This is a genomic window from Alteriqipengyuania flavescens, assembly GCF_030406725.1.
Taxonomy (GTDB): Bacteria; Pseudomonadota; Alphaproteobacteria; order Sphingomonadales; family Sphingomonadaceae; genus Alteriqipengyuania_B; species Alteriqipengyuania_B flavescens.
Genome location: NZ_CP129107.1, coordinates 855184 through 873851, shown reverse-complemented (window position 1 = coordinate 873851; position 18668 = coordinate 855184). Strand labels below are relative to the sequence as shown.

Annotated in this window: 15 protein-coding genes, 1 tRNA gene and 2 pseudogenes; 12 read left to right on the top strand and 6 right to left on the bottom strand. The window is 64.3% G+C overall.

The features are described 5' to 3' along the window. Positions 1-14: 14 nt before the first annotated feature. The 11 genes and pseudogenes from pepN to QQW98_RS04545 all read left to right on the top strand — a co-directional run bounded on the left by pepN (position 15) and on the right by QQW98_RS04545 (position 11131). Positions 15-2669, top strand: a complete 2655-nt coding sequence (pepN, locus tag QQW98_RS04595; RefSeq protein ID WP_290136364.1) for an aminopeptidase N — start codon at positions 15-17, stop codon at positions 2667-2669. Positions 2670-2679: 10 nt separating this feature from the next. Continuing rightward, positions 2680-3438 carry a peptidoglycan editing factor PgeF gene (pgeF, locus tag QQW98_RS04590; RefSeq protein ID WP_290136363.1) on the top strand — a complete coding sequence of 253 codons (759 nt, stop codon included), beginning with the start codon at positions 2680-2682 and terminating at the stop codon, positions 3436-3438. Positions 3439-3702: 264 nt separating this feature from the next. Beyond that, positions 3703-4233: a ubiquinol-cytochrome c reductase iron-sulfur subunit gene (gene petA, locus QQW98_RS04585; RefSeq protein ID WP_290136862.1), complete on the top strand. Its 531-nt coding sequence runs from the start codon at positions 3703-3705 to the stop codon at positions 4231-4233. Between the two features lie 11 nt (positions 4234-4244). After that, on the top strand, positions 4245-5537 hold the full coding sequence (locus QQW98_RS04580) for a cytochrome b (protein WP_290136362.1): 1293 nt from the start codon (positions 4245-4247) through the stop codon (positions 5535-5537). Between the two features lie 26 nt (positions 5538-5563). After that, a complete protein-coding gene (locus tag QQW98_RS04575; protein WP_290136361.1) occupies positions 5564-6442 on the top strand; it encodes a cytochrome c1 in 879 nt (292 codons plus the stop codon). Then, positions 6439-6982 (top strand): annotated as a pseudogene (locus tag QQW98_RS04570) (adenine phosphoribosyltransferase). Before QQW98_RS04575 ends, QQW98_RS04570 begins: the two are co-directional and overlap by 4 nt. 80 nt (positions 6983-7062) lie before the next feature. Beyond that, positions 7063-8964 carry a cation:proton antiporter gene (locus QQW98_RS04565; protein ID WP_290136360.1) on the top strand — a complete coding sequence of 634 codons (1902 nt, stop codon included), beginning with the start codon at positions 7063-7065 and terminating at the stop codon, positions 8962-8964. Positions 8965-8975: 11 nt separating this feature from the next. Beyond that, a complete protein-coding gene (locus QQW98_RS04560; RefSeq protein WP_290136359.1) occupies positions 8976-9620 on the top strand; it encodes an OmpA family protein in 645 nt (214 codons plus the stop codon). A 96-nt stretch (positions 9621-9716) separates the two neighbouring features. Continuing rightward, positions 9717-9790: transfer RNA gene (locus tag QQW98_RS04555), tRNA-Gly, on the top strand. Between the two features lie 44 nt (positions 9791-9834). After that, positions 9835-10575 (top strand): DUF6538 domain-containing protein, encoded by a 741-nt coding sequence (locus QQW98_RS04550; protein ID WP_290136358.1) that lies wholly within the window; start codon positions 9835-9837, stop codon positions 10573-10575. Positions 10576-10951: 376 nt separating this feature from the next. Continuing rightward, positions 10952-11131, top strand: a complete 180-nt coding sequence (locus QQW98_RS04545) for a hypothetical protein (RefSeq protein WP_290136357.1) — start codon at positions 10952-10954, stop codon at positions 11129-11131. Here QQW98_RS04545 and QQW98_RS04540 read toward each other — a convergent pair. The 6 genes from QQW98_RS04540 to QQW98_RS04515 form a co-directional block, all read right to left on the bottom strand. Continuing rightward, positions 11128-11628, bottom strand: coding sequence for a hypothetical protein (locus QQW98_RS04540; protein WP_290136356.1), 501 nt, complete (start codon positions 11626-11628; stop codon positions 11128-11130). The two genes, QQW98_RS04545 and QQW98_RS04540, sit on opposite strands and share 4 nt — an antisense overlap. Before the next feature lie 156 nt (positions 11629-11784). After that, entirely contained in the window at positions 11785-12591 is an 807-nt protein-coding gene (locus tag QQW98_RS04535) for an exonuclease domain-containing protein (protein ID WP_290136355.1), read from the bottom strand. A gap of 364 nt (positions 12592-12955) precedes the next feature. Continuing rightward, entirely contained in the window at positions 12956-14323 is a 1368-nt protein-coding gene (locus QQW98_RS04530; RefSeq protein WP_290136354.1) for an efflux transporter outer membrane subunit, read from the bottom strand. Between the two features lie 2 nt (positions 14324-14325). Further along, the gene (locus tag QQW98_RS04525; protein WP_290136353.1) at positions 14326-15441 is read right to left on the bottom strand and encodes an HlyD family secretion protein; all 1116 of its coding nucleotides are present in this window, start codon (positions 15439-15441) and stop codon (positions 14326-14328) included. Next, a complete protein-coding gene (locus QQW98_RS04520) occupies positions 15438-17123 on the bottom strand; it encodes an MFS transporter (protein ID WP_290136352.1) in 1686 nt (561 codons plus the stop codon). The genes QQW98_RS04525 and QQW98_RS04520 overlap by 4 nt, the downstream gene beginning before the upstream one ends. After that, positions 17120-17749: a TetR/AcrR family transcriptional regulator gene (locus QQW98_RS04515; RefSeq protein ID WP_290136351.1), complete on the bottom strand. Its 630-nt coding sequence runs from the start codon at positions 17747-17749 to the stop codon at positions 17120-17122. The genes QQW98_RS04520 and QQW98_RS04515 overlap by 4 nt, the downstream gene beginning before the upstream one ends. On the opposite strand from QQW98_RS04515, the pseudogene QQW98_RS04510 reads away from it, so the two are divergent. After that, positions 17689-18492 (top strand): annotated as a pseudogene (locus QQW98_RS04510) (MvaI/BcnI family restriction endonuclease). The gene QQW98_RS04515 and the pseudogene QQW98_RS04510 sit on opposite strands and share 61 nt — an antisense overlap. The last annotated feature ends 176 nt before the right edge of the window (positions 18493-18668 follow it).

Sequence of the window (18668 nt, the reverse complement as noted above, 5' to 3'; positions counted from 1 at the left end):
GAGACGCACCCGACATGGACATCGCCCGCACCCCCAGCACCGCCGACGGCAATCCCCAGCTGGCCGACGCCCCGCCCGAGCCGAAGGAGCCCGCGATAATCCGGCGCAAGGATTACAGGCCGTTCGAATGGCTCGTGCCCGAGACCCGGCTGCATTTTGATCTCGACGCCAATAAGACAAAGGTCGTCTCCACCCTGACGGTCGAGCGTAATCCTGCCGCCGATGCGTCGCCCACCATCCGCCTCAACGGCGACGGGCTGGAGCCGGACTGGGTCGAGGTCGACGGAGAGGCAGTAAATAGCTGGACGATGGACGGGGACGACCTGCTCGTCACCCTGCCGGGCGACAGCCACACGATCTCCATCGCCACGACGATCGACCCGTCGGCCAATTCGCAGCTGATGGGCCTGTTCGCTTCCGGAGGGATTCTTTGCACCCAGTGCGAGGCGGAGGGTTTCCGCCGCATCACCTTCTTCCCCGACCGGCCCGATGTCCTGTCGACCTATTCGGTGCGCATGGAAGCTTCCAAGGCCGATTATCCGGTGCTGCTCGCCAATGGCAACAACACCGACAGCGGCGAGAGCGCGGACGGGCGCCACTGGGCCGAATGGCACGATCCCTGGCCCAAGCCGTCCTATCTCTTCGCATTGGTCGCCGGCGATCTCGTCGCCAATCGCGACAGCTTTACCACGATGGGTGGGCGCACCGTCGATCTCGCCATTTTCGTGCGCGAAGGCGACGAAGGGCGCACGCAGCACGCGATGGATTCGCTCAAGGCCTCGATGAAATGGGACGAGGAGACTTTCGGGCGCGAATACGATCTCGACATCTACAACATCGTCGCGGTCAGCGATTTCAACATGGGGGCGATGGAGAACAAGGGCCTCAACGTCTTCAACACGAAATACGTCCTCGCCGATGTCGAGACCGCGACCGATGGCGATTTCGACGCGGTCGAAGGCGTGATCGCGCACGAATATTTCCACAACTGGTCCGGCAACCGGATCACCTGCCGCGACTGGTTCCAGCTGAGCCTGAAGGAAGGCTTCACCGTCCTGCGCGACCAGCTGTTCAGCCAGGACATGAACAGCGAACCGGTGAAGCGGATCGAGGATGTACGCGTCCTGCGCAGCATCCAGTTCCCGGAAGACAGCGGCCCGCTGGCCCATCCGATCCGGCCCGATTCCTATCGCGAGATCAGCAACTTCTATACCTCCACCGTGTACAACAAGGGTGCAGAGGTGATCCGCATGATGCGCACCATGGCCGGGCCGGAGAAATTCCGTGCCGGGACGGACATCTATTTCGACACGCATGACGGCGAGGCCGCGACCTGCGAGGATTTCGTCGCCTCGATCGAGCGCGGGGCGGGGCTCGACCTCACCCAGTTCCGCCGCTGGTACGAACAGGCAGGCACGCCCAAAGTGACGGTCGAATCCCGCCACGAAGGTTCGACCTATACGCTCTCGCTGGCGCAGGAGGTACCGCCCACGCCCGGCCAGCCGGACAAGAAGCCCATGCCGATCCCGCTCAAGATAGCCCTGTTCGACAAGGCGAGCGGCACCCATTCAGGCGAGCAGCTGGTCGTGCTGGACGAAGCGCGGCAGGATTTCACCTTTAACGGCATCGACAGTCCGCCGGTCCTGTCGATCAACCGCGGGTTTTCCGCCCCGGTCCGCATCGAGCGGGATCTGTCGCGCGAGGAACTGGTCTTTCTCGCGGCGCAAGATGACGATGCCTTTGCCCGATACGAAGCGATGCAGGAGCTGGTGGTCGGGCATATCGTCGGCGTCGTGACCGGCAAGCTGTCGGGCACGGAAGAGGAAAAGGGGCGCGAGGCGATCCGTGAGGCCACGCTCTCCGCCCTCACCGACGAAGGGCTGGACGACCTGATGCGCGGCGAGCTTTTGATGCTGCCGGGCGTCACGTACCTGATCGAACAGGTCGACGCGGCGGACCCTGTCGCGCTCAGCGATGTGCGCGAAGACCTCAAAGCGTGGCTCGGCCGCGAACTGGCGAGCGAGTTTTACCGCGTGTACGAGCGGGCAGAGGCGGTGCCGTTCTCGCTCGAGGCGGAGGCGAAGGGCGCGCGCAAGCTCAAGACGCTGGTGCTGACCTACCTTGCCGCGAGCGATCCCGACAAGGCGGCAGAGCTGGCCGCACGCCAGTATGACCGGGCCGACAACATGACCGACCGGCAGGGCGCGCTGATGGTGCTGACCGGGCTCGACACGCCGGAGAGGACCGGCAAGCTGCTGGAGTTCTACGACCGGTTCAAGGACAACGCGCTGGTGGTGGACAAGTGGTTCGCGTTGCAGGCGACGTCGCTCCACCCTTCCGTGGTCGAGCACGTCGAGGCGTTGGCGGATCACCCGCAATTCACGCTGAAGAACCCCAACCGCGTCCGTTCGCTCTACATGGCCTTTGCCGGCAACCCGCGCGGGTTCCACCGGGCGGACGGTGCGGGCTACCGGATGATCGCCGACCTGATCCTGAAGCTGGATCCGATCAACGCGCAGACGGCGGCGCGCTTCGTCCCCGCGCTCGGCCGCTGGAAGAAGGTCGATCCGGAACGCTCCAGGCTGATGCGCGCCGAACTCGAACGGGTTGCCGCGGCGGACAAATTGTCGCGCGACACCTACGAACAGGTCCAGCGCAGCCTTGGCTGAGGCGCAGGACATGGCAGGCAACTGCGCTCCGCTGGCCGCCGGCGCCCTCGACGGCGTGCCGCACGGGTTCTTCACCCGCGACGGCGGCGTCTCGACCGGCGAGATGGGCGGATTGCAATGCGGCATCGGGGCGAAGGACGATCCGCTGGCCGTTGCGGAAAATCGCGCGCGGGCAACGGCCGCCATCGCGCCCGGAGCCACGCTTCTGACCCCGCACCAGGTCCATTCGCCCGATGTCGCCATTGTCAGGCAGGCTTTCGCGATGCGCGACCGGCCGCATGTCGATGCACTCGTCACCGCGGAGAGGGACCTGCTGCTCGGCATCGTCACGGCCGACTGCGCTCCGGTGCTGCTGGCCGACCGCGAGCACGGCGTAGTCGGCGCGGCCCACGCGGGCTGGCGCGGGGCGCTGCACGGCGTGCTCGCCAATACGGTGGAAGCGATGGTGGCGCTCGGCGCGCGGCGCGAATCGATTGCTGCCGCCGTTGGCCCGTGCATCGCGCAGGAAAGCTACGAGGTTGGGGAGGATATGCGCGGGCAATTCGATGCAGCCGCCGCCCGCTTCTTTGCGCCCGGCAAGCCCGGCCACCTGCAGTTCGATCTCGCCGGCTATGTCGCGAAGGCGCTGGCCGATGCGGGGGTGGAAACGGTCGATGTCCTCGGCGAGGATACTTACGGCCAGGAAGACCGCTTCTATTCCTACCGCCGCGCAACGCATCGCGGCGAGCCGACCTATGGCCGGCAGCTGTCCGCCATCGCGGTTGCATAGAAACGCACGGAATGTGGCAAAATCGCGGTTGGCAGGCGGCGACGCCCCCGCTATGTGCGCCGCAAAGCCGTGCGCCGCCGCGCATGTTCGCGACACGCGGCGCACAGCTTCCGGCGCTTCAGCGCTGCAACCGAATTTCCGATCCCGCGCCATCCGGTGCAGGACCGCAACAGGGCAGGAACCATGGCCGATACCACCGCCGCCGCAGACCCGCTGGATAGCGCCGGAGGCGACAGCGTCGAAAAGCAGACCGCTTACACCCACGTGGCCGAAGGCGACGGCGTGCGGCGACGCGATTTCATCAACATCGCGGCGGCCAGCTTCGGCGGCGTCGGCGCGCTGGCAGTCATCTATCCGCTAGTCAGCCAGATGGCCCCGTCGAAAGACGTGCTCGCCGAAGCCAGCACCGAACTCGATGTCGGGGCGATCGAGCCCGGCCAGGCGATCAAGGCGATCTTCCGCAAGCAGCCGGTTTTCGTCCGCCGCCTGACCGAGACCGAAATGGCCGAGGCGAACTCCGTGCCGGTCGGCAGCCTGCGCGATCCGCAGTCGCTCGAGGACCGGACGCTGGAAGGGCACCGCGACCTGCTCATCACCATGGGCGTGTGCACCCACCTCGGTTGTGTGCCGCTGGGCGCCGCCGAAGGTGAGAACAAGGGCGAGTTCGGCGGGTATTTCTGCCCGTGCCACGGCTCGCACTACGACACCGCCGGGCGCATCCGCAAAGGTCCGGCGCCGACGAACCTGGAGGTGCCCGAATACACCATCTCCGACACCACCGTGACGATCGGCTGAGGCAGGATACCATGAGCTTTCCCTGGGCAAAGGAATACACGCCGGCCAACGGCTTCACGAAATGGGTGGATGAAAAGCTGCCCCTGCCGCGGCTGGTCTACAACGCGGTGGGCGCGGGCTATCCGGTGCCGCGCAACCTCAACTACATGTGGAATTTCGGCGTCCTCGCCGGCTTCTGCCTCGTGCTGCAGATCGTCACCGGCATCGTGCTCGCGATGCACTATGCCGCCGACGCCAGCGTCGCGTTCGCGAAGACCGAACACATCATGCGCGACATCAACTGGGGCTGGATGATCCGCTACATGCACGCCAACGGGGCGAGCTTCTTCTTCGTCGTCCTCTACCTCCACATCTTCCGCGGCTTCTTCTACTCCTCGTACAAGGCCCCGCGCGAGATGATCTGGATCCTCGGCGTGGTGATCTTCCTCCTCGCCATGGCGACTGCCTTCATGGGCTACGTCCTGCCGTGGGGCCAGATGAGCTTCTGGGGCGCGAAAGTGATCACCGGCCTGTTCGGCGCGATCCCGCTGGTGGGCGAACCGCTGCAGATCTGGCTGCTGGGCGGCTATGCGCCCGACGACGCCGCGCTCAACCGCTTCTTCAGCCTGCACTTCCTGCTGCCGTTCGTGACCCTGGGTGTCGTCATCCTCCACGTCTGGGCGCTGCATATCCCGGGTTCGTCCAACCCGACGGGGATCGAGGTGAAGCAGGAAAGCGACACCGTGCCCTTCCACCCGTATTACACGGCGAAGGATGCCTTCGGCCTGGGCGTGTTCCTGATCCTGTTCTCGATCATGGTGTTCTACCTGCCGAATTACCTCGGCCACCCGGACAACTATATCGAGGCGAACCCGGTCTCCACGCCGGCGCACATCGTGCCCGAATGGTATTTCTGGCCGTTCTACGCGATCCTGCGCGCCTTCACCTTCGACTTCATCCTCCCGGCGAAGCTGTGGGGCGTGCTGGCGATGTTTGCGGCGATCCTGATGTGGTTCCTGCTGCCCTGGCTGGACCGCAGCCCGGTGCGAAGCGGCCATTATCGCCCGCTGTTCCGCAAGTTCTTCTGGTTCGGCCTGATCCCGGCGATGGCGGTACTGTTCTACTGCGGCGGCGCCCCGGCGGAAGAGCCCTACGTGATGCTGAGCCAGCTGGCGACGATCTACTACTTCCTCCACTTCCTGGTGATCCTGCCGATCGTCTCCTCGATCGAGCGGCCCGAGCCGCTGCCGTACTCGATCACCGAGGCGGTGCTGGGTGAGGACAAGAAGGCCGTGCTGGGCGAAAACACCGCTCCGGCGGTCTGAGAAGACGAGACAGGAAAGACAACGCTATGGTCCGCCTATTCGGAATCGCCACGGGGCTCGTTTTCGCCCTCGTCGCCCTGATCGCCTTCGTCACCGGGGCCTATACCTGGGCCACCGAGCCGGCCGAGGAATCGCTGGAGCATGCCTTCCACAAGCATCCCAAGCATCTCGACCTGAAGACCAACGGCGCCTTCGGATCGTGGGACATCGCGCAGCTGCAGCGCGGCTACAAGGTCTATTCGGAAGTCTGCTCGGCCTGCCACTCGATGAAGTTCGTGGCCTTCCGCGACCTGGAGCAGCTCGGTTACAACGAGGAACAGATCAAGGCGATCGCCGCCACCAAGCAGGTGCCCGGCATCGATCCGAACACCGGTGAAGCGACGACCCGTCCGGGCCTGCCGACGGATTACTTCCCCTCGCCGTACCCCAACAACGTGGCCGCCGCCGCAGCGAACAACAACGCGATCCCGCCCGACCTTTCGCTAATGACGAAGGCACGGCACGACGGGGTGAACTACGTCTATTCGCTGCTGACCGGCTATACCGACCCGGTGGGCTACAAGAATAAGGATGGCGAAGTGCTGCCGGAAAGCGCGCGGCCGGGCCAGAACCTCTACTTCAACCCGTATTTCGCCAACCTCAACCTCGCCATGGCCCCGCCGCTTACGACCACGGGTCAGGTCACCTATGACGACGGCACCGAAGCCACTATCCCGCAGATGGCCGCCGACGTATCCGCCTTCATGGAATGGACCGCCGAACCCATGCTGGTGAAGCGCAAGCAGACCGGCTTCTGGTGGATCATCTTCCTCGTCTTCGCGACCGTGCTGGCTTACCTGTCGAAGCAGCAGATCTGGGCCGCAGTGAAGCCGAAGGGCGCGAAGAAGGGCCCGCTGCAAGGGTGAGGGCAGAAGCGCTTGCCGCGCTGATCCGCACGGTGCCCGACTTTCCCAAGCCGGGCATCCAGTTCCGTGATATCTCGCCGCTCCTCGCCGATCCTTCGGGGCTGGCAGGGGCGGTTTCGCATCTGGCGGACCGCGTGGCGGATGACGGCGCGAAGCTCGTCGCCGGCATGGAAGCGCGGGGCTTCATCTTCGGTGCCGCGGTGGCCGCACGGCTGGGCATTGGCTTCGTGCCGCTGCGCAAGCCGGGCAAGCTGCCGGTCGAGACGCTCGGCGTCGACTATGCGCTGGAATACGGGACCGCCCGGCTCGAACTCGATCCCACCGTCATGCCGCAGGGCGGCAGGCGGCACGGTTGCCCTGGTCGACGACCTCATTGCCACGGGCGGCACCGCGCTTGCCGCAGCGCAGCTCGTCCGGCAGGCCGGCGGCTCGCTCACGGGCGCCCATTTCCTGATCGACCTGCCCGACCTCGGCGGGGCGCGTGCGCTCCGGGAGCAAGGGGTCGCCACCAGCGCGATTCTCGCTTACCCCGGAGACTGAGGCGGGGGGACTGAGGCGGGAACCTGCCGCGACGCAGGGCTTTAGTGTCACAATCGCGCAATCGCGACACCGGGGGAGCAATGGCCAATCAAGCAGTCGTGATCGCAGCCGTGGGCGTGCTGGGCATCGGTGCGCAATGGGTTGCGTGGCGCACCGGCAAGCCCGCCATCGTCCTTATGCTGCTGGCCGGCTTCCTCGCGGGACCGGTGCTTGCCTATTTTGCGCCGGGGCTGGCGCTGGACCCGCGGGGGACCTTTGGCGACTTGCTGGAGCCCATGGTGGCCGTCGGCGTGGCTCTGATCCTCTTCGAAGGCGGACTCAGTCTCGATTTCCGCGAGCTGAGGCATTCGGGCGAAGCGGTCGGAAGGCTCGCCACGCTGGGCGTAATCTTCGGCTGGGCCTTCGGTTCGGCTGCCGGCTATTACATCGCCGGCCTGCAACTGCCCGTCGCCGTGCTGTTCGGCGGCATCCTTGTGGTGACAGGCCCGACGGTGGTCATTCCGCTGCTGCGCCAGTCGGCAGTCAAGACGCGGCCCGCCTCGATCCTGAAGTGGGAAGCCATCGTGAACGATCCCACCGGCGCATTGTGCGCGGTGATCGCCTACGAATATTTCCGCAAGGTGGCCGAATCGCCCAGCGCGTCGCTGATCGACGTCGTCCCGCCGATGATCATCGCCGCCGTCCTTGCCGGCCTCATCGGCTATTTCGCCGCGCGAATCATTGCCTACGCCTTCCCGCGCGGGCTGGTGCCGGAATACCTCAAGGTCCCCGTGCTGTTCACGGTCGTCATCGGCGTGTTCGTGATTTCGAATCTGATAGAGCACGAAGCCGGGCTGGTCGCGGTGACCGTGATGGGCGTCGCGCTCGCCAACATGAACGTCAGCTCGCTGCGCAGCATCCATCCCTTCAAGGAGAATATCGCCGTCCTGCTGGTGTCGGGCATCTTCATCCTGCTGTCCTCCTCGCTCAGGATGGACGACCTCGTCTATCTCGGCACGACGTGGCGCTTCGGCGCTTTCCTGCTGACGCTCCTCTTCATCGTCCGCCCGGCGACCGTGCTGATTAGCCTGCTGGGCAGCAGCGTGCCATGGAACGAACGCCTGTTCCTCGCCTGGATCGCGCCGCGCGGTATCGTGCTGGTCGCTATCTCCGGCCTGTTCGCGCTGCGGCTGGGCGAGCTGGGCTTTACGGGCGGCGAGCTCCTCATCGGCCTCAGCTTCGCGGTCGTGGTGGCGACCGTGGTGGCGCACGGCTTCACCATCGATCTGGTCGCCAAACTGCTCGGCGTGAAAGGCGCGACGCGGCCCGGCCTCCTCATCGTCGGCTCCAACCGCTGGACCATCGCGCTGGCGAAACAGCTGCAAGGGCTGGAAACGCCGGTGATGATCGTCGATTCCAGCTGGCAGCGGCTGAAAGAGGCTCGCAAGCAGGGCGTGCCGACCTACCACGGCGAAATCCTTAACGAGGCGACGGAGCATAATCTCGACCTGACCCCGTTCCAGTCGCTGCTCGCTGCGACCGACAACGAGGCGTACAACGCGCTGGTCTGCAACGAATTCGCGCACGAGATCGGCCGCGACAAGGTCTACCAGCTGGGCGAGGATGCGGACGAGGAAGACCATCGCTCGCTGCCCGAAAGCCTGCGCGGGCGCGCAGTTTTCTCCGCTGGCCACGGGGTGGAGGATGTCCAGCGGCTGGAAGCGCAGGGCTGGACCTTCCGCAAAACCAAGCTGTCGGAAAAGTTCGATTTCGAAGATGCGCTGGCGAAACTGCCCGAAGGTACGGAACGCCTGCTGGTGATCCGCGAGGGCGGGAATATCCGCTTCTTCACCCATGCCGCCACGCCTGAGCCGCGTGATGGCGACATTGTCATCACTTTCGCTCCGCCGGACGAGAACCGCGCGGAAGAAGTCAAGCAGCGCAAGGCGGAAGTGAAATCCCGCAAGCGCGATCCAGGCGGCGACAAGCCGCAGCCGGCATGACGGGGGACCGGATGAACACGACAAGGTTACGAACCGCTCTTGCAGCCTCCAGCCTGCTGGCGCTGGCGGCCTGCAACAACAGTGGGCAGGACAGCGCAGACCCGGAGCCTACCGCCACGCCCAGCGCGACCGGCACGGCCTCGATCCTGCGGCCCGACGTGGAGGCGGAGACCGCGGTGCCCATCGCGCTGGAGCCGCTGTCTGCCACGGTCGGCTTTCCCGAAGGCGGGGCCGAGCTTGCCGCAGAGGCCCGCGCGGCGATCGATAGCTTGCTGGAAAGCGAGCAGGTGGCGAAGGGCTGGCCGATCACCCTCGGCGGGCACAGCGACGCAGGCGGCAACGACGCCGCCAATCTGCGCGCCTCGGAAGCCCGGGCGCAGGCGGTTGCCGACTACATGGTCGAGAAGGGCGTGGCCGAAAGCCGGATCACCATCGTATCCTTCGGGGAGCAGAACCCGGTCGCGCCCAACGCGCTGCCCGATGGGGAGCCCGATGAAGAAGGCCGCGCCAGGAACCGCCGGGTAGATATCGTGATCGCGGAGAGCGGCGGGCTCGCGAATTTCGAGGCGGAGGCGGAAGAGGACGACGCACCCCAAGCGCAGCCGACCGAAACGCTGAGCGAGACGATCACCAAGGCCGTTACGCCGTCAGACTGATCGGGGCTGGCTGAACGGCGGCCTCGTGCGCCGGCAACTGGCGCTTGCGTGTCCGGGGATTGGATGGCAATGCTCGCCCCGCCTGACGGCGCCCGAGCGGGTATAGCTTAGTGGTAAAGCCCCAGCCTTCCAAGCTGGTTATGCGGGTTCGATTCCCGCTACCCGCTCCAGCCTTCTGAAAAAACCGCAGAAAACCGCCACTTTGGAGGCGGTAATGCGCACACCACCCATTACTTCTCACATGGCTTCTCACATGAGTTGTGTGATGGAAGCGGAAACACCGAACGCGTTCGGTGTCCGGGATCGCTGGGGTGGGTTAGCACAGCTATCTTGTGCGTCGCGGACCCCGCTATCACTTTCGCCGCAGAAATCCGGCCGTTTTGGCTGTAGCCATCCTATAAGCAAAGCGTTGGGCACAGCCGATCCGGTCGAGGCGCGTCGTCTCGTTCGTCGGCTGGCCGCGAGATGGGACGAGTTGCTTATGCTGATGACGCCGAAAATCGAGCGCGGCCATCTGACGATCGACGAGCAGCAAGCGCGCAGCGGGCCGCACCAATTACTTGCCGAAGACTCGCCTACCAGCCTGCGGTCAGCCTTTGGAAATTCTGCCCCTAATCCTCTGGATGCTGCCCGGGCTGACCCTGCGGAATCATCGCCTGCCCAGAAAGACGAGGGGAACCTGTTTTTCGCGAAAACCACCACCGTGCGATTCAGCGAGCAGTTGGACGAGTTGCACGATATGATGTTTGAGGCGAATGGCTCGCAACCGGACAATAACAAGACCCGCCATATGCTCGAGGCATTCGCCTGGCTTACGGGTGATAAGGTTATGTCGGATTACGGGCCTGCGGACATCGATGAATACGTCCGATTTCTGGCGCGTTTGCTGGTAAGCATGCCGACTACCATTCGCAGCGGACTTTTCACTATAGTGCAATGGCTGGCGAGGATGTGAGCGAAGCACTGCTTGCACGTCACGTAGGCCACAGCCAACGCACCACCGGCGGCCGAAACTACAATCGCCGTGCGCTTGCTCTTGGCGAAGAGCGGGAACTGGCCGAAAGGCTCGCGGTCCTCGAGCGCGAGGTGCCCAATGTCACCGGACATATCCCGACACCGCCCCGGGTAAATCTCCTGCACCTGAACAAGCGCTCGCGTGCTGGATCCGCGTCTGGGCGTAACGCAGCGGATCGGTTTCTGGCATGATCGAGGCGCTCAGATTGTTCAGCTTTAGTTCGCTAGCGTTTCTTTTTGTGGAGTGTCTAGGCACACAGGAATAGTCCTATGCTGTACCGGACTGGCGATGTCTGAATGTCTCCAGTCCGCCGCATTTGAAGGACGAAGCCTCAGGCCGCGATATCAAAACCCTCGGCGATCTTGCCGTGCATGCAATCGATGTACGCTCGCAATTCGTCAGCCAGCCCATGTTCCGGGCGTCGTCGCAAGAACCCCTCGACCAGTGTCACGATGGCAGGCTCAAGCCGCAGGCCATTCGTGCCCTGCGCAACTAACCATCCGACCTTCGCGATAGCGAGCAGGAGACAGTCCAGTTCGACATGATCGCGCAGGTTTCGCCATGCTCCATCGCTGGCCTGGTCTCGATCCGGTATGCGGCAGAAATCTCTTCCAGCACGCTGTTTGCGCATTCGAGCGGGAGAATATCGAGGTCCGGGCGGCCACGCTGAAGCAGTTGCAAGTCAGCTGGCGGCAGCGGCCCGCCGGCTGCAAATGCGTGCCGAAGGTAATGCTGTGATGTCTTGGATGCGCGCGCGATCACGGTCGCTCCTTCCGGAATGCGCTCGGCCAGTCCGGCCAGAATATCGGCCCGGTTCGCTGTCCGATCGAACGCGCGGTGATCGATAGCGAACCTTGCGCCGCCCTTTTGTTCGCGGCGGACAGTGAAGATGGCGGTCGATCGTATAGCGGATCGCGGGCTGCTTTCGCCGGGATCGCGGATGATCGCGAGCGAGCACAGCACCCGCGGATGGCGTCTATGGGAATGGGGCATGCTGAAAATCCTGTTCTGAAAAACGAGACAGGCGGCGCCTCCTGTTGGAGACGCCGCCTGCGTAATGGTGAAGGGAGATGTGAAGCCGGTCAGGCCATGAAGTCGGCGAAGGCCTGCGCATCGGTGAACAGGCTGAAATAGCCGGCTTCCCACAGCTCAGGATCGACCTCGACCGTGCTCATCGCAGCGCGGATGTCCTGCCATGCGCGTTCGACGCCGCGCTCGACCTTCGCACGCGATGGCACGGCGCACGATCGCAGCAGGCACCGTTTGTCGAGCCGGAAGGCCTGGCGTCGATCTGTCGTGACCAGCATAATCGGCTTGCTGCGGCTCATCCGGCACGGCTCGACCTGCATGATCTGCGCACCGTCCCTCGTCCGGTAAATGGTCGTCTTTATAGCCATATGGCGCCCCCTGTGCCTCGAACCTCCACGTTGGAGCGTCCATTGCCGCCAGAGCCTTGGCCATGACGGTTTCGCCGTCTGCGCAGACGTGGTCGAGCAATTCGACGAGCGCGAGGACATCGTCCTTCGCGCGATGAGCCCGAGGCATGTAGTAACCCGCCTGCATCAAAACGTACCCTTGCGGTCCTGGCTCGAACCCAAGCTTGCGCCACGGCACGTCAGCCATTGCGCAACCCCATGCCACGGGGACGTGCCGACCGATCAACTTTTCAAGGTGAGGCCTGTCAAAGCCCGTATTGAACACCATAGCGCCATCGCAGGATGCCAGCATTTCTGCGACTTGATCGTTGTCGATTGATCGACCGGCGAGATCGGTATCGGTGAGACCGGTCAGTTCCACGATCTCTACCGGCAGCGGGTGACCCGGATCGACCAGTCCGCTCCTGACGACTTCGACAGCGATGATGTGTCCGGCGTCGTTCACCAGCACGATGGCGACGCATAATTCGATGATCTGGTGGCGCTCAACGGCTAGGCCCGTCGTTTCGGTGTCGACCACGGCGATCCGGCGGACTGCGCTTGTCGCTATGGAGATGGCAATCGGTGCCGGTCTCGTCCGGTTGCTCGTTCAGCTTGTTCATTTTTGCCTCGTGTCACGAGGCCGCCGAAGGGCTTTTCCCCGCTACCTACCGACCTCGAACAGCGACGCTGGACGGACGGATTTTTCCCAGTGTGGTGGCGTGCGAAGGCATTTGAACTTCAGCGTCTGAACGACGGCTTTGCGCCCCAAATTCGGACATTGGGACTTTCCTCGAGTTCGCGTGAAAGCGGACCTTCAGCAGCGCTCCGGCAACGAGTTCCTCTGACCGATCATGGTAGAAAAGCAGCTTTTCTCAGTCGCAAGCCCGAAGGTCTTGGTGCATTTATTCTGGCGCCCCACCCACAGCCTGATAGAGCCCGACCAGCGCGGTCAGTTCATCGGCCCTGGTCTGCACCAGCGACAGCTCGACGCCCAGCAAGGCACGCTGTGCATCGACCTGCTCGATGTAGGGTGTGTAGCCGGCACGATAGCGGTTGCGAGCATGGCGCAATGCATCGGCCACGGCCACCTGCTGGGCCTCGAGTGCAGTTTCCTGCTCTTTCAGATTTGCCAGCACCGCCATGCGATCCTCTACTTCGCGAAATGCGTTGAGGACGGCTGAGCGGTAGGCCCAGGCCGCCTGGTCCCGTTGCGCTGTCGCACCATCGAGCTGTGCCTGAAGCTTCCCGCCCTGGAAGATCGGAGCAAGGATGCTGCCACCCAGCGACCAGACACTGATGGGATCGGCAAGCAGGTCGGAAAGCGCCACACCAGCCGCTGCCCCGAGGTCGATGGAGGGCATGAAATCGGCGCGGGCCACGCGCATTTGCGCATCTGCCGCCGCAATGCGGTACTCCGCTGCAGCGACATCCGGACGGCGGCGCAGCAGCTCTGATGGAAGGATCGCAGGTGCGGGTGGCTGGCGCAGGTCCGCCAGCGTCCCGCCCCGCTCGATGGTGCCCGGCAACTCGCCGGTCAGTACTGAGAGAGCGTTTTCCTGCCGCGCGATCTGCGCTTTGAGTTGCGGGACGAGCTGTGCGGTGGCCTGATACTCGGCCTCGGCCTGCCTGAGGGGTAGCTGGGAGGTGTAGCCGACTTCGGCCCGGTCGCGGGCGAACTTTACCGCCTCCTGCCGTGCAGCCAGCGTTTCCTCGAGCACGGAGAGCCGCTTGTCTAGCGCCAGCAGGGTGATGTAGCCGCTGGCGGTTGCCGCGCTTACCGATAGCCGCGCCGCTTCCGCGCCTGCAGCGCTTGCGGCAACGCCAGCCTCGGCCGCATCGACGCGGGCGGCATTCTTGCCGAAGAGATCGAGTTCGTAGGAAGCACGGAATGCAGGCTGTGCGGCAACGGAGGTCTGCGGCTGGCCGAAAGGCGAAACCTCGCGCCGGACGCCGCCCTCGACGCCTGCGCCAACTGCGGGAAGCAGGAAGCCGCGCGAGGCCAGCTCGGTCGCGCGCGCCTCTTCGACCCGAGCCGCGGCAATCTGCACGTCGGGATTGTTGAGCCGGGCCTGTTCGACAAGCCGCGAAAGCTGCGGGTCACCGAAGGCGTGCCACCAGTCCCTTTCAACAGGAGCGGTCACCTCGAGACTGGTTCGCCACCCGGTCGGCGGGGCAACCGCCGCGCCAAGCGGGGCTTCCTGCAACGCAGGCGCGCAGGCCGAGAGAGCAAGGGCGCAAGTCGCCAGGACGGCAAGTGATCGGCTCGTCATCATCAGTCTTCCGTATGTACAGTGGCGACGACCGACATGCCCGGGCCGAGCCGCTGTGCGGCGTCCTGGCCCTTGTCGAGCACGATGCGCACGGCGATACGCTGGGGCACTTTGACGAAATTGCCTGCACCGGTGTCGGGCTTCACAAGGCTGAATTCGCTGCTCGCCGCCGGCGCAATGCTCTGCACGCGGCCAGTGAGTTCGAGACCGCCCAGCGCGTCGATTTCGAGCGTGGCGCGCTGGCCGACAGCCATGTTCGCGGTCTGTGTTTCCTTGAAATTCGCCACGACCCACAGATCGTCGGGCACGATGTACATGAGCTGTGTTCCGGCAGTGACCAACTGGCCAACGCGCGCGCTGACCTCGCTCAGGCGACCGGCACGCGGCGCGCGGATTTCGGTGCGCGAGAGTTCGAACTCGGCGAGCCCCTTGGAGGCCTCCGCCCCGGCGACCTGCGCTTCGAGCGCCCCGCGCCCCACGGTAACCGAACGCACATTCTCCGCCGCAATGGCGCGCTGCGCCTGCGCCTGCCTCACGCCAGCCTGCGCCTGCTGCAGTGCCGCGCGGGCCTGGTCGCGTTCGCGCAGCGAAACCGAGCCTTCGCCAACCAGTTCGGCAATGCGGTTCATGTCGGCCTGCGCTTTCTGCAACCCGGCGCGGGCCGCAGCGACGGCGGCATCCTGCGCTTCGAGCTGCGCCTGTGCCGAGCGCAGGCTTTGCGCGCTATTGGCCAGCGTCGCTTGCTGCGCTGCCGTGTTGGCGGCGCCCTGCTGCAGCTTCTGCTGGAAAGGCGCATCGTCGATCCGGGCGAGCAATTCGCCCTTCTCCACGCGCTGGAAGTCCGCCACCGGCACTTCGACGAGATAGCCTGCAACCTGCGGGCTGACGACCGTGGTGCGGCCGCGGACATAGGCGTTGTTGGTCGTCTCGTCGCCACCGTCGAAGGGCGGGAGGTCCCATGCGAACAGCGCCACGAGCACACCGAGGAGGATCGCCCCGACCGCCACCACGATCCGGAGGCGTGAGGGATTGGGCGACCACCCGGCCTCCTGCTCGGGCGCGGGTGCGTCTTCGGTCATGGTTTCGGGTTCGGTTTCGGAAGGGTTCGGGTCGGTCATTGTCTGGTCCTTGCGAGCATGGCCTCCATGAAGGCCAGTTCCTTGGCAAGCGGGTTACGCCCACGGATCTTGTTGATTAGCCACGGCACGAAGACGACAGCGAAAGTCACCGCCGAGAGCGTACCGATGAGAAAGAATACGTCGTTGAAAGCGAGCACGGCAGCTTCTCGGCCAACTTCCTGCGAGACACTCGATGCGGCCGCCTGTTGCTGGAGCGCGGGATCGCCCTGGAGCGGAGCGGCGCGCTGTGCGGCATTGCCGAGAGCCTGACCCAGTTGCTGGTTCGCGAGGGTGAGCGTGCTTCCGGCGTCGATAAGATGCGTCTTCAGGCGCACGGTATGGAAGGCGGACAGCAGCGAAATACCCGCAAGGCCGCCGATCGATTGCGAGAGCGAGAAGATAGCGATGAAGCTGATGACGTAGCTCTGGCCCGCCGCAAGCGCGCGCAGCATGCCCTCCATCATGATCGGTCCCATGGCGAAGACCGCCGCGAAGGCGATGGCGGCCTGCGTGAGGTAGAGGTCCTGCGGCCGTGTCATCACCCCGGTGCGCGTATCGGCAAAGGCAGCGATGCAGATGACGAGGATCGCGAATAGCACGGGCCGGGTGAGGTCCTTGGGGTCGAGCCGCACCACCGACAGCGCCATGCCGCCGAAGGTTGCCCCGGCCAGCACCCAGAAATAGCCGGTCAGCTGCTCGTTGCCGTACCCTAGCGCGGCGAACATCCCGCTCGCTCCGAAGCCTTGTTCGGCAACGAGGATGCGCACCGTCGCCCCGATCAGCGCGAGCGCGAGGATGGAGCGGCTCGACAGCCAGCTGAGGTCGAGCATGGGGCTCTTGCGGTTGGCTTCGATGAGGAAGCACCCGCCCAGCGCGAGGATGCTGATCGCCAGCGCGTAGCCGAGCCACGGCGTGTCCCACCATTGGATGCGGCCCTGAATCAGGAAGGCGCACAATGCGGCGACCCCGACGATGAACAAGGCGATACTAGGGATATCGAGCTTCTCGAAGGTTTGCTTGCGGATGCCCGGCGGCAGGCGCAGCCAGTAAACCATTCCCAGGCCGAGCAGCGACAGCGCGAATTGGAACTGGAAGATATGGCTGATATCGCCATCGACCAGCAGCGCCGGCGACAGAGCGCGGGTCAGCGGGAAGGCGACCTGTGTCAGGCCGAGCGAGATGACCAGCCCGCCGACGCGCATGGCTGCGGGCAGACCCTGCATGAGGTAATAGACGGCGAGCGCCGACAGTCCGCTAGCGGTGATGCCCGCAACCGCGCGCGCGGCGAGTTCGGGATAGTAGCCGGGACCGATCATCTGCACGAAATTGGCCGCGACGAGCCCCGCCATGGCCCAGCGCACGAAGGGCTGGATGCCGAATTCCTGCCGCACGCGGAACAACAGCATGCTCATGGTGGCGTAGGTCGAATAGAAGGCCACCGTCAGCCAGCCTGTCTCGACCGGTGTCAGCGCGAATTCGGCCTGGAGCGCCGGGGCATTGGCGAGCAGGAAACCGTTTTGCGCGCCGCCCACCAGGGCCATGAAGATGCCGATAGCGAGATAGGCCGCGCGGCGCGCCGGAGGATGGTCGGGATTGGCCGGAGAGCCGGGGAGGATCGGCATCTCGTGCGGCTTGAACCGGTAACCGTCCACTGTGTCGACGAGGGCAGTGCGAGTGGTCACGGAATCATCGCTCCCTCGACGAGCACCTCTTCGAGCGCGGCTGCAAACTGCGCATCGTCTTCCATGCCCCCGACAAGCTTGCCGAGGCGTTCGCGCCGGGCGACGGTGCTGGCGGCGGAATAGATGAAACTCGCCACCCGGAACTCGAGGTGCGCCGGGGCCGTGTCCCGCTCATTCGCTGCGGCCTGCGCCAACTCGATAAAATGCTGGTGAAGGGGCAGAGAAAGCGTCTCAAGCAGCCATTTCGAGCGATCGCTATCGATCGTTATGTCACGCAGTAGCAGGCGCGGGACCTCTGGTCGATGGAGAAGATAAGCGAGGAAGGCATGGGCCGAATTCTCGAGCCGCTTGTGCGCGCCGGTTATCTCGCTATCGTCCAGAGTCCGTTCGAGCGCTTCGCGCAGGCCTGTACCGGCCTGCGAGACGATATTCTTCCACAAGCCCAGCTTCCCGCCAAAGCGATAGGAAATCAGCGCGACGTCGACCCCGGCATCGCCGGCGATCTCGCGCAGCGTGGTGGCGTCGAAACCCTGCGCGGCAAAGCGCTGCATGGCGACGCGCGAAATTGCCGCACTGGTGTCGCTATCGTTTTCTCTGGGGCGCCCACGCCCGCGTCGTTCAGCCATTCACCGCTCCTTGTGCGCTGCAACATAAGGCACCGTATTTCGTTATTCAATGGCTGTTGAATAAATCGACCTGGACCGGCTGGCGATCGCGTGGAGCGACCCGTTATCGATGGCTAAGCCCTGTCTCGCGAACGGTTTTGTCGCGCGACTTCCTGTCCTTCAAGGCGAAGTCGCCGGTTACGCTGATGACACCTGAACCCACCGGGGGCATCTACCGCACAGAGGGCGTCGATGCTTTCATGCGGCGCTTCGGATATGCCGATCAGTCCCGGAAAGCTGACCGTATCAACTTCGGTGGCCGGTACGATTGCCAGCGTAAGCACCATCCGCTGACCGGACTGCGCATGACGCAGTCAGGCTATGACGAAATAACCGGGAAGATCACCGATCTTAATGGTGAGTTGATTCTGATCCGCGACCAGGATGAAATCGCGGCGAGCTGGAGCTTCAAAGGCATGATGGCGCACTGGAACCGCAAGCATGCGCAGGCGGCCTAAGTGCCCTCCCTGTTTCGCACCCCGCCGTCCGGATATTGCTACGGCCCTCAGGTCCTTCTGTGCGAAGAAACAGACTTCCTGATGTTCCTCAAGGCCTTTGCCACCGGGCAGGTCTATTACGATCCCGCTATCAAGCTGGTGAACGCGTCCACGATGACACCAGAGCTCAAGCGCCGGAGCCAGTTTCGCGTTTCTCACTGTGACCTCACCGGACTCTACAAGCGATCTGAGAAAGTTAGACTGTAGGCTAGGTCCGCGATGAAGTATGCTTGACCTTCTCACACAGCGGGCTACACACCTTCCCACAGTTCTTGAAAACCACGGTTTTCTGCGGCCTCGGAAGGGCGGAAAATGTGGGGCGGATTCCCGCTAACCGCTGCAGTTCTTGCATCTCTATCCTCGCGGCTGGTCCCTTCGCGGGG